Origin of the sequence: Corallococcus sp. 4LFB, from assembly GCF_046520365.1 — a bacterium.
Taxonomy (GTDB): domain Bacteria; phylum Myxococcota; class Myxococcia; order Myxococcales; family Myxococcaceae; genus Corallococcus; species Corallococcus caeni.
Map to the genome: position 1 here is coordinate 1 of NZ_JBKGHJ010000271.1, position 11,454 is coordinate 11,454.

Sequence of the window (11,454 nt, forward strand, 5' to 3'; positions counted from 1 at the left end):
CCGTTGGAGCCGCCCACCACCAGCACGCGCCCATCCAGCAGCCGCACCGCCGCGTGGTTGCGCCGCGCCGTGCGCAGCGCCCCCGTGGACCGCCACCGCCCCGTGTCCGGGTCGAAGACCTCACAGCTGCCCAGCGTGCGGCCGCCGTCGTGCCCTCCCGCCGCCAGCACCCGCCCGTCCTCCAGCGCGACGTAGGGCAAGAGCCGCCGGGGCGTGGACAGCACGCCCGGTACCGGGGACTCCACGCTGCCCGCATCCGCTCGCGGCGCGGGACCGCACGCGAACACCACCCCCAACCACAGCATCGTGACGCAAGATGTCGAAAACCGTCGCATGACCCCACCGGGACGTCTGGCCGAGGGGTTCGTCTACCGCGCCGGTCTGACACCCCGGCCCGCGCAAGACCCTGTGATTCCAGGGCCTTGCCCTGTCCTCCGGGTGGGCCGCGCTAGTGCCGCGGGGGACCCACGGGGTCGTTCGTGGGCTCGGCTTCCAGGCCCTCGCTGTGGCGCGGCGGCAGGGCGCCGCCGTCGTCGTCCTCCTCCAGCGTGAGCTGGGAATGGTCCGCCGGCTTGAGCAGGACCTCATCCCCGCGCACGGCCTCCACGTCGCCGTACTCGACCAGGTAGTCGCGCCGGGGAATGGGCACCAGGCCCTGCTCCAATTCGAAGTGCGTGTCGCCCACGCCCGCCACCCGGCCCAGCCGCTGTCCGTCGGCGGTGCGCACCGACATGCCCTCGCGAACCTCTCCCGCGTGAATCATCGCGTCGCTCCTCGCGCTCATGGGGTCCTCACCAAGAATGGGGTCGCTCCCGCCGTCGTGCGCGCCGTGGCAGGCAGCCCGGTGGGCCCTCGGGCCGCCTTCGTCCAGGCCGGGAGCCGGCCCCGCGCGCGGCCCCGGTGCGCGGTGCCTAACGTTGACGCAGGAGGCCCCCATGTTGCTGGAACTGTCGAACGACGAGTCGCGCGTGCTGAAGGACGCCGTGGACTCCTCGCTGCACACGCTGCTGGATGAAATCGCCCACGCGGATCAACGCGAGTTCAAGGAAGCGCTGCGCCAGCGCTACGACCGGCTGGCCGCACTCCAGCGCCGCCTGGAGCCCGTCGTGGAGAGCGAACAGGTGTACGCCTGACACCCTCCTCTCCAATTCAATATCAGACACGAAGGCCGGGTTGCGACGCGCGACCCGCCTGTGTAGGCTTTTCCTGAAGTCCTGAAGAAACCCAACCCAGCCAGGAATCACCACGTTGGTCCGTGGCCGTCCGTCCGGACGGAGGCTTTGTTGGCCGTTGAATCCGGCATGACCACGATGCACCGCCGGCAAATCCGACACCTGGAGTTGCCCATGCGCAGGTCCTCGACGCAGCATCCCCCCTCGCAGGCCGATCTCGACAACCGTTCGCGTCAACTCAATCCCGAGGATGACGCGTACTGGCAATCCCGTGGCGAAGCGGGTCGTCCCTCCACGGAGGAAGCGGATGAACCGAAGCCCCAGGCTCCCCAGCCCTCCCAACCCGCATTGAAGTAGCGGCCCGGACACCCCTCCGCACGGCACGGCTTCGCGCAAGCAGGCGAAGCCGTGCCGCGCCCCTCCAAACCCTCTCAACCCAACACGTGTCATGGCCGGGGCCATGGCACCCGGGCCCTTTCATGCGAGTCCTTCAAGTCATCCACGGCTATCCCATGCGCTTCAATGCAGGCTCGGAGGTGTATACCCAGGCGCTTTCGCAAGGTCTGTCGAGCCGGCACGAGGTCCAGGTCTTCACCCGCCGCGAGGATCCATTTCTCCCGGACTACGCGCTGACCCAGGAGCGCGACCCGGATGATCCCCGGGTCCTGCTCCATCTGGTCAACCTGCCCAACAGCCGTGACCGCTACCGGCACGAAGGGGTGGACCAACGCTTCGCCGAGGTGCTGGACGGCTTCCGTCCCCACGTCATCCACGTGGGCCATCTGAACCACCTGTCCACGTCCCTGCTGGAGGTGGGTGCCGCCCGTGGCATTCCCATCGTCTTCACCCTGCACGACTACTGGCTCATGTGCCCTCGGGGGCAGTTCCTGCAGATGCATCCCGAGCCCTCCAAGGAGCCGTGGTCCGCCTGTTCAGGCCAGGAGGACCGGAAGTGCGCCGAGCGCTGCTACGCGCGCTACTTCTCCGGCTCCCCCGAGACCCGCGAGGGAGACGTCTCCTACTGGAGCCAGTGGGTCCACGACCGGATGGCGCATGTGCGCCGGATGATGGAGCACGTGGACCTCTTCATCGCGCCCTCGCGCTACCTGCTGGAGCGCTTCCAGCGGGACTTCGGGCTGCCCACCGGCAGGGCGGTGTATCTGGACTACGGCTTCGACGTGGAGCGCCTGCGCCACCGGCAGCGGACTCCCGAGCCCGACGTCGTCTTCGGCTATATCGGCACCCACATCCCGGCCAAGGGCATCCATCACCTCATCCAGGCCTTCGGGCAGGTCCGCGGCAGGGCCAGGCTGAAAATCTGGGGACGGCCTCGCGGAGAACACACGGAGACCCTCAAGGCACTGGCCCGCGCCCTTCCCGGGGACGCCCACTCCCGTGTGGAGTGGCTTCCCGAGTACCGCAACGCGGACATCGTCCGCGACGTGTTCAACCACGTCGATGCCATCGTCGTGCCCTCCATCTGGGTGGAGAACTCGCCGCTGGTCATCCACGAAGCACTCCAGGCACGAGTGCCCGTCATCACCGCGGACGCGGGAGGCATGCGCGAGTACGTCCGGGACGGAGAGAACGGACTGCTCTTCGCCCATCGCTCCCCCGAGGCGCTTGCCCAGGCCATGCAGCAGCTGGTGGACGCCCCGGAGCTGGCGGTTCGCCTGGGAAGTCGCGGCCACCTCCAGGGTGAAGGCGGCGACGTGCAGGGGATGCAGGCCCACGTGGAGGCCGTGGAGGCGCTGTACGCACGCGCCATCCGGCAACGTCGCGCCAGCCGTCCCCCCGCCCGGCCCGGCCCCTGGCGCATCACCTTCGACACCAACCCGGACGACTGCAACCTGCACTGCATCATGTGCGAGGACCACTCGCCCCACAGCGACACCCAGCGCCTGCGCCGGGAAGCCGGCCAGCCGAAGCGCCGCATGCCCCTGGAGCTGCTGCGCCGGGTCATGGCGGACAGTGACGGCACCCCCCTGCGGGAAATCATTCCGTCCACCATGGGGGAGCCGCTGCTCTACCCCCACTTCGACGACATCATCGACCTGTGCATGGCTCACGGGGTGTGGCTGAACCTCACCACCAACGGGACGTTCCCCAGGCGCGGAGCCCGCGCATGGGCGCGCCGGCTGGTCCCCATCACCTCCGACGTGAAGGTGTCGTGGAACGGCGCCACCCAGCGGACCCACGAAGCGGTGATGCCCGGGACACGCTGGGAGCAGGTCCTGGAGAACCTCCGCCAGTTCCTGGCCGAGCGCGATGCGCATGCCCTCCAGGGGGGCCATCGCTGCCGGGTGACGCTCCAGCTCACCTTCCTGGAGTCGAACGTGGGCGAACTGGCGGACATCGTTCGGCTCGCGGCGGGGCTGGGGGTCGACCGCGTGAAGGGCCATCACCTCTGGGCCCATTTCGCCGCCATCCAGCCCCTGTCCATGAGACGCGACGCCGCCGCCATCCAGCGCTGGAACGCGGCCGTCCAGCAGGCCCACGACGCCGCGGAAACGTGCCGGCGGCCGGATGGGAGCAAGGTCCTCCTGGAGAACATCCTCCCCCTGGGAGCAGAGGCCGTCACGGACCTGGCCCCGGGAGCGCGCTGCCCCTTCCTGGGGAAGGAGGCCTGGGTGAGTGCCGTGGGCCGCTTCGACCCGTGCTGCGCTCCGGACAAGGAGCGGCGGACCTTGGGGAACCTGGGCAACCTGAACGCGGTGGGCATCCAGGAGGTGTGGACAGGTCCGGCCTATCAACGGTTGCTGACCGGCTACCAGGACCATCCGCTGTGCCGTGGCTGCAACATGCGCCAGCCGGTGAAGGAGCTCCCTTGAGGCCCTGGACCCATACGCGGGTTTCACCCGACAGGACGCATCACCTCCTGGAGGGCAGGCCCCTCTATGCCGCGCGCTTCACCGAGGTCCTCTCCTTTCACGAGCCTGGACTCGCGGCCGTCCGGGATGCGTCTGGGGCGTTCCACATCGACCTGCGAGGGAACGCGCTCTCGCCCCGCCGTTTCACGCGGACGTTTGGGTTTTATGAAGGGCTCGCGGCGGTCGTGGATCCTGAGGGGGCGTTCCACCTGCGCGTGGATGGGCAGGAGCTCACGTCCCAGCGCCAGGCCTGGTGCGGCAACTTCCAGGACGGGCGATGTCCTGTCAGGGCGAAGGACGGCCGGTACTTCCACATCGACGGCCAGGGGGACGCTGTCTATGCGGAGCGGTACGCCTATGCGGGAGACTTCCGGGAAGGCTTCGCGGTGGTGCAGGAGACCTCTGGCCTCCACCTGCACATCGACAAGCGGGGTCGGCCCCTGAATGGGCGCCGGTTCCTAGACCTGGATGTCTTCCACAAGGGCTTCGCGCGCGCGCGGGATGCGGGTGGCTGGCATCACATCGATGCGGCAGGGGATGCCCTCTATCCCCACCGCTTCGCCACCGTGGAGCCCTTCTACAATGGACAGGCCCGGGTGGAGACGTCGGGCGGCGCGCTCCAGGTCATCGACGAGCAGGGCGCCACCGTGCGCGAGCTGCGTGCGCACCGTCCGGAGCCCGGATGAGGCCCTTGTCCCTCGCGGCGGAAGCTGCTCGCGTGGCGCGCGAAGGCGCGCGCATCCTGGCGGAAGCCCGGCTGCGGCTCCGTCCCTGACCTCACACCGCGAGGCCCGTCCTCGCGTCGAACCGGCGCAGGAACCGCGCGTCGTGGCGCAGCCACACCGGGTCCCCGCTCGCGGCGCGGAAGTCCCCGGGCGCCCGCGCCACCAGGCGCTCTCCGCCTGACTCCACCGTCACCCAGACCTCCGCGCCCATGGGCTCCACCAGGTACACGCGCCCCTCGCGCGCGTCCGGCGGAAGCGGGCCCTGCCCCACCTGGAGGTGCTCCGGCCTCAGGCCCAGCACCGCGTCACCCTCCGACAGGCCCAGCGTCTGGGGCTTCACCAGGTTGATGCGCGGCGAGCCGAAGAAGCCCGCCACGAAGAGGTTCGCCGGCGCGTCGTACAGCTCGCGCGGCGGGGCCACCTGCTGCACCTCGCCCTGGCTCATCACCACCACGCGGTCCGACAGCGTCATCGCCTCCGCCTGGTCGTGCGTGACGTAGATGAACGTGGCCTTGAGCTGTTCGTGCAGCTTCTTGATTTCGCCGCGCATCTGCGTGCGCAGCGCCGCGTCCAGGTTGGACAGGGGCTCGTCGAAGAGGAACACCTTGGGCCTGCGCACCAGCGCGCGCCCCAGCGCCACCCGCTGCCGCTGTCCGCCCGACAGCTCCTTCGGCCGGCGCGCCAGCAGCGCCTCCAGCCCCAGCACCCCGGACACCTCGCGCACGCGCGCCTCGACGTCCTTCGCGTCCAGGCCCGCCACCTTCAGCGGGAACGCCAGGTTCCCCGCCACGTCCAGGTGCGGGTAGAGCGCGTAGCTCTGGAACACCATCGCGATGTCGCGCTCGCGCGGGGACAGGTCGTTCACCAATTGCCCGTCAATGCGCAGCTCGCCGCCGGACAGCTCCTCCAGCCCGGCGATGAGGTTCAACGTCGTGGACTTGCCGCACCCGGACGGGCCCACCAGCGACACGAACTCGCCGTCCGCGATGTCCAGCGTCACGCCCTTCACCGCCGCCACCCCACCCCGGTACACCTTGCGCACGCCCTGCAGGGACACCGTCGCCAAGGCTCCGCTCCTCCGCGCGGGCCACGCCCCGCGAAAAGCCCCAGCATCGCCGCTTCCCGTCGCCCACGAAGCCCCGTCCCGCCCCGCCCCGTCACATCCCCTACGTGTCGGGTTTTCCAGGCCAGGCGGTTTGTTACAGGCTTAACAGTTCCCTAGACTGCGCCGGCACATCCCACCGGAGCCCGCCCATGCCCTTCACCTTCCGTGGCCAGAACCTGGACGCCATCCTGGGCGACCCGCTCAACGCCGCGAACAGCCTGTACGGCATCATGAGCGCGGCGGAGCCGCGGTTCATGGAGGACCTGCGGCTGCACTGGAAGAAGCACGTCCGCGAGACGCCCGGCGTGAACGGCACCGCGTGGCGCCCCGCGCTGAAGGCCTTCTCCGCCATCGAGGGCTTCTGGGGCAACACGTACAGCGACCACCGCATCGCGCAGGTGATGTACGGACCGGCGCACTCGGTGGCCACCCAGGCGGTGACGGGCGTGGGCGCCTCCGCGCAGTTCCTGCGCGACTTCGAGGCCGCGCGCGACGAGGCCTTCTACGTCTTCTTCCAGGCCACGTCCGTCAACCAGCTGGCGGGCGTGTCCTTCAAGGCCACGTACTACCACAAGGACGTGTCGTCGCTGTTCGAGCAGCGCCCGCACAGCAAGCTCAGCGCCATCGTGTCCCGCCGGGTCATCGATACCGCGCAGATCATGCTGCGCATCCTCTACGGCAACATGAACATGGGCTGGGGCAGCCTCTACAGCACGCGCACGCTGGCCACGACGCTGCTGCTGGCGCAGATGCACAACTCCGCGCTGGCCCACTACCGGTCCGGCTACACGGGGCGGCGTTGCTACAACCAGAGCGCCGTCGCGTTCACGCTGCTGACGTTCTCGTACATCGTCGCGCAGGCGTGGGTGGACAAGAACTACGAGTACAACGAGCAGCGCTGGTACTACTTCTGGAAGCTGGTGGGCTCGCTCCTGGGCGTGGACTCGCGCCTCATCGCGGACAACCACGCGGAGGCCGCCACGCTGTGGGACCTCTTCTTCGCGCGAGGGGAGTGCTTCGGCGGCATGCCCGCGCCCTACCCCACGACGCTGGACCCCAACCGCATCGACGACGACCTGTGGAACGGCTACGCCGTGCAGCCGGAGGCCAACCTCATCCAGTGGGTGCCCGCCTTCGTCGTCACGCAGATGCGCAACAGCCTGCGCTGGGGCAAGTACCTCCTGGGCCGCTGAGTCAGCGATCCACCGTCACGCCCTTCCAGAAGGCCACGTACCCCTGGATGTTGGACGCGGCCGGCTTGGGCTCCGGGTAGTACCAGGCGGCGTCGGCGTTCGTCTTCCCGTCCACCTCCACGGAGTAGTAGCTCGCCTCGCCCTTCCAGGGGCAGTGGGTGTGCGTGGCGCTGGGCTTGAAGTGCTCGCGCACCAGGCTGTCCGGCGGGAAGTAGATGTTGCCCTCCACGGTCTCGTAGGTGTCGCTCTTCGCGAGGACGACACCGTTCCACTTGGCGACTGGCATGGGAAAGCCTCCTTGGGGCTTCTGGCTAACGGCGGGTCAGCCGGCGTGCGCGGCCTGGTTGGACGCGTGCTGCGTGAGGAAGGGGGCGAGCTCCGCGTTGACGAGCGCCGGCTCCTCCACGCTGGACGAGTGGCCCCCGCGCGACAGGCGCACCAGCTTGGAGCCGGGGATGAGGGAGTGGATGCGCTCCGACCTGGCGGGCACCGTGGCGCGGTCCTCTTCCCCCACGACGACGAGCGTGGGCGTGCGGATGCGCGGCAGCTCGTCCGCGACGGGCTTGCGTTTGATGACGCCGTTGACGGCGCGGTAGATGTCGCGGCGGTTGCCCACCAGGCGCGCGCGCCACAGCGCCCGCTCCTCCGCGCGGCCCGGGTCGGTGAGGAACGACGTGCCGAACATGATGCGCATCACCGGCGTGGCGACGGGGCCCAGGCCCACGTAGCGCGCGACGAGGTTGAGCGCGGTGTAGCGCGGCACGTTCATGGGGGGCTCGGGGTCGGCGGACGTCTCCAGGAGCACCAGCGAGCGCAGCAGGTCCGGCCTGCGCGCCGCCAGCCGCATGCCCACGAAGCCGCCCATGGACAGGCCCACGAAGTGGACGGGCGCCACGCCCAGGGACTCGATGAGCGCCACCGCGTCCGCGTACACCGTCTCCACGTCGATGACGGACTCGGGCGGCACTTCGCTCTGGCCCTGCCCCCGGTGGTCGTACGCGATGCAGCGGAAGCGCCCGCGCAGCGCCTCCACCTGCGGGTCGAACAGCCGGGTGCTCCAGAGGAGCCCGTGGCTGAAGAGGACCACGTCTCCGGCGCCACCGGTGTCCTCGTAGTAGAGCCGGGTTCCATTCACGGACCGCATGGGCATGGGACAGGCCTCCCTTCGCTGGGAGCGGACCTTAAACCAGGGCTTGCAAGGACCGCAGCCCTCCCTGGGAGGTCGTTGTCCACTGGAGGAGACGGGCTCCCCCGGAGCGCCGCTTGTGCCGCCAGGCGCTTGGGAGGAGCATGGGCGGCACCTTCCGGATGCGCTCCTCTCGCCCTGTCCTTGTCGCCCTCGCGGTGGTGGTTCTCGCGGTGGGTCTGTTCTTCATGCTGCGCCCTTCCGCGCCGCCCGCGCCCGCGGTGTCCGCGCCGGTGGCCCAGGCGCCCTCGCCACCCGTGGACGCGGGGAGCACCGCCGCGCCCGTGCCGGTGAAGACGGTGGAGGCGCCGGCCGCGAAGCCGGCGAATCACTTCGTCGGCTCGCAGGTGTGCGCGGACTGCCACGAGGAGCAGCACGCTGGCTGGAAGCACGACTGGCACGCGCGAGCGCTGTCGCCCGCGACGAAGCCGTACGTGGTGGGCACGTTCACCGCGAACACGCACTTCAAGGGCGAGTCCAGCGAGGCGTGGATGCGCCGCGACGGGAGCAGGTACCTCATGCGCACCCGGGGCGCGGACGGGAACCTGGGCGAGTGGCCGGTGCAGTGGGTGGTGGGCGGCAAGCGGATGCAGGACCCCATCACGCTGCTGCCGGACGGCCGCTGGCAGGTGATGCCGGTGTACTTCCACGTCACGGGCAAGGGCGAGTGGGTGGACTACTCGGAGAAGAAGCAGGGCGCGCTGTCGCCGGACCACCCGTTCTTCTGGACGAACTTCCGCCGCAGCGCGCAGCACGCGTGCCTGGACTGTCACGTGACGGGGCTGGACGCGCGCTATGACCGGGCGGCGCACCAGTGGGAGACGAAGTTCGCGGACGCGGGCGTCGCGTGCGAGTCCTGCCACGGGCCCGGCGGGCGGCACTCGGAGTCGCAGCTGCCGGCGGACATCATCCAGCCGGCGAAGCTGGCGAAGGACGAGGGCTTCGCGGTGTGCGCGCAGTGCCACGGGCCGCGCCGCACGCTGTTCCCCATGCTGGACGCGCAGCACCGCTTCCGGCCCGGCCAGCGCTACGACGCGAGCTACCAGCCCATGGTGCTGCTGGTGGGCAACGAGCGCTCCGGGGACTTCTTCGCCGACGGGCGCCCCAGCACCTCCAGCTTCGAGTACCAGGCGCTCATCCAGTCCAAGTGCCACCTGCAGGGCGGGGCCACCTGCCTGACGTGCCACGCGGCGCCGCACGACGCGAGCGCGCCCAACGAGGTGAAGAAGCAGAAGCCGGTGGCGGCGCGCGCGACGGTGAACGCGACGACGTGCCAGGGCTGTCATCAGGAGGTGGTGGCGCAGGGGGAGAAGCACACGCACCACAAGGCGGCGGCGGCGCAGGACTGCCTGGCGTGTCACATGCCGCCGGTGGTGTCGGGCGTGCTGGACCACTTCGCGGACCACGCGCTGGACGTGCCGGTGCCGCAGAACACGGCGCGGCATGACGTGCCCAACGCGTGCAATGCCTGTCACGCGAAGGAGACGCCGGACGCGATGCAGGCCTCGCTGGTGAAGTGGTGGCCGAAGGCGGAGGCGCGGCAGCAGCGGCGGCTGCGGCTGGCGGACGCGTTCGACGAGAAGACGGCGGCGGGAAGCCGTGGGGCGCTAGAGGCGGTGCTGGCGGACACGTCGGAGGCGGGCACGCTGCGGGGCGCGGCGGCGAAGTTCCTGGCGCGCAGGTTCAAGCACGACGCGGTGCCGGCGCTGCGGGCGGCGTTGAAGGGCACGACGGACAGCACGTTGCGCTCGGACATCATCGACGGGCTGGGCGCGGCGAACGCGCGCGAGGCGACAGAGGACCTGGTGCCGCTGCTCAAGGACGGCTCGCTGTGGGTCCGGCAGGGCGCGGCGCTGACGCTGGCGGCGTTCGGGGACACGCGGGCGATGCCGGCGTTGCAGGCCCTGGTGACGGAGCCGGAGACGCGAGGCTTGGTGCAGCCGCACGTGATGCTGGGGCAGCTGGCCATGCGCCGCCGGGACGTGACCACGGCGACGCGCGAGTTCGAGCAGGCGTTGGACCTGCAGCCCTACAACGCGGACGTGCTGGTGCGGCTGGCGGACCTGTACGTCTTCCAGGGTGATGCGCGGAAGGGCCGCGACCGGCTGGAGGAAGCGCTCCGGTTCGACCCGCAGAACCGCGCCGCGAAGCAGCGGTTGGGCATGCTGCCGGCGCAGTGACGATGCGCGGCGCGAATGTGGCGTGGGCGGCGTTGCTCCTCACGGGCTGCCTGCGGTCCACGCCCACGCGCGATGCGTGGGTGAATGACACGTCCATCGAGTTCCCCCAGTTCTTCGAGCAGCCCGCCGTGGAAGCGGGCGCGGATGGGGGCACGGTCGAGCTGAGTGGCAGGATCGTGCACGCGATCGACGTCGCCGCCGCTGACTTCCTGGGTCCACAAGATGCCAGCACGCCATGCGTCGACCGGCGCGAGACACAGCAGTACCGGATCATTCAACGGCAAGGGATCATCTTCGTCCGGATCGATGAGGATCCCCAGGCCTGCGGCCTGACCGTCCTCGCGCTGCACTCGGGCGCGCAGTACGCCGTCGGAAGCGATGGCCGCATCCTCCGCCGCCTCCGGGATGGCGAGCCGGATGGAGCGCGGGTGCCAATGGATGCGGACTCCGGCACCCTGGTTCCCACGTCGGAAGTCGGCCGGTCCTCCGATTCATCCCCGGGTCCCTGACCTGGCCGTCATGACCGTCGTGGCGTGCTGAACGCACGCCCTCCCTTCAAGACAGACGCCCGCACGGCGCTCGTGACGCACGTTGGCGCTTCCCTCGCCACCGCCCGCGCCAGGACGCGCCATGTCTCTCCAAACCCCAATGCCTTGCATGTCCCTGCCTCCGTAAGGGTCATCCCGGATCTCCAATCCCTCGCGGGAGGTCTGTCCATCCTCTGCTGAGCACTTCCTCGCCCGGCTGTGTTGTCCACTGGAGCGCCAGGGGCGCGAACCGTGGCGGGGGGCTGGCTTCGCCCCTACCTGGGGAGCACCCCTTATGAACGCGCTCGTGTTCGCAGCCCTGCTCGTCCCCGCCGGACTCCCCGACGCGGCGACTGCACAGCCCGGCTCCGGACAAGCCCTGCCGGTCCTCGCGCAGTACACCGCGCCACCGCAGCGCGCTCCACCCGCGCCCCGCCACCCCCGCCTTCCGTGGCGCCACCGGCCGCGCGGACGCCCAACGCCCAGGCGCCCGGCG

Annotated in this window: 11 protein-coding genes; 6 read left to right on the forward strand and 5 right to left on the reverse strand. The window is 70.2% G+C overall.

Annotation, left to right across the window (positions count from 1 at the left end; genetic code table 11):
• The coding region (locus tag ACLEQD_RS25800) for a kelch repeat-containing protein (protein WP_410387628.1) at nt 1–305 on the reverse strand (305 nt) is incomplete at its 3' end.
• A gap of 143 nt (nt 306–448) precedes the next feature.
• The gene (locus tag ACLEQD_RS25805) at nt 449–784 is read right to left on the reverse strand and encodes a DUF2171 domain-containing protein (protein WP_410387630.1); all 336 of its coding nucleotides are present in this window, start codon (nt 782–784) and stop codon (nt 449–451) included.
• Between the two features lie 151 nt (nt 785–935).
• Here ACLEQD_RS25805 and ACLEQD_RS25810 point away from each other — a divergent pair, with 151 nt between their 5' ends.
• The 3 genes from ACLEQD_RS25810 to ACLEQD_RS25820 all read left to right on the forward strand — a co-directional run bounded on the left by ACLEQD_RS25810 (nt 936) and on the right by ACLEQD_RS25820 (nt 4,728).
• Nucleotides 936–1,133: a hypothetical protein gene (locus ACLEQD_RS25810; protein ID WP_410387632.1), complete on the forward strand. Its 198-nt coding sequence runs from the start codon at nt 936–938 to the stop codon at nt 1,131–1,133.
• 518 nt (nt 1,134–1,651) lie between these two features.
• Nucleotides 1,652–4,003 (forward strand): glycosyltransferase, encoded by a 2,352-nt coding sequence (locus ACLEQD_RS25815; protein ID WP_410387634.1) that lies wholly within the window; start codon nt 1,652–1,654, stop codon nt 4,001–4,003.
• Between the two features lie 224 nt (nt 4,004–4,227).
• Nucleotides 4,228–4,728, forward strand: coding sequence for a WG repeat-containing protein (locus ACLEQD_RS25820; RefSeq protein ID WP_410387636.1), 501 nt, complete (start codon nt 4,228–4,230; stop codon nt 4,726–4,728).
• Between the two features lie 91 nt (nt 4,729–4,819).
• Here the strand turns inward: ACLEQD_RS25820 and ACLEQD_RS25825 are convergent, their stop codons facing one another.
• Nucleotides 4,820–5,833: an ABC transporter ATP-binding protein gene (locus ACLEQD_RS25825; RefSeq protein ID WP_410387638.1), complete on the reverse strand. Its 1,014-nt coding sequence runs from the start codon at nt 5,831–5,833 to the stop codon at nt 4,820–4,822.
• Nucleotides 5,834–6,021: 188 nt separating this feature from the next.
• Between ACLEQD_RS25825 and ACLEQD_RS25830 the strand changes: the two genes are divergently transcribed.
• The gene (locus ACLEQD_RS25830) at nt 6,022–7,065 is read left to right on the forward strand and encodes an oxygenase MpaB family protein (RefSeq protein WP_410387640.1); all 1,044 of its coding nucleotides are present in this window, start codon (nt 6,022–6,024) and stop codon (nt 7,063–7,065) included.
• Nucleotide 7,066: 1 nt separating this feature from the next.
• Here the strand turns inward: ACLEQD_RS25830 and ACLEQD_RS25835 are convergent, their stop codons facing one another.
• Complete coding sequence (locus ACLEQD_RS25835) at nt 7,067–7,351, reverse strand: DUF427 domain-containing protein (RefSeq protein WP_410387641.1); 285 nt, start codon at nt 7,349–7,351, stop codon at nt 7,067–7,069.
• A gap of 36 nt (nt 7,352–7,387) precedes the next feature.
• Nucleotides 7,388–8,215, reverse strand: a complete 828-nt coding sequence (locus ACLEQD_RS25840; RefSeq protein ID WP_410387642.1) for an alpha/beta fold hydrolase — start codon at nt 8,213–8,215, stop codon at nt 7,388–7,390.
• A 140-nt stretch (nt 8,216–8,355) separates the two neighbouring features.
• Here ACLEQD_RS25840 and ACLEQD_RS25845 point away from each other — a divergent pair, with 140 nt between their 5' ends.
• Both ACLEQD_RS25845 and ACLEQD_RS25850 read left to right on the forward strand, forming a co-directional pair.
• Complete coding sequence (locus tag ACLEQD_RS25845; RefSeq protein ID WP_410387643.1) at nt 8,356–10,431, forward strand: HEAT repeat domain-containing protein; 2,076 nt, start codon at nt 8,356–8,358, stop codon at nt 10,429–10,431.
• Nucleotides 10,428–10,940 (forward strand): hypothetical protein, encoded by a 513-nt coding sequence (locus ACLEQD_RS25850; RefSeq protein ID WP_410387644.1) that lies wholly within the window; start codon nt 10,428–10,430, stop codon nt 10,938–10,940. Before ACLEQD_RS25845 ends, ACLEQD_RS25850 begins: the two co-directional genes overlap by 4 nt.
• Nucleotides 10,941–11,454: the final 514 nt, after the last annotated feature.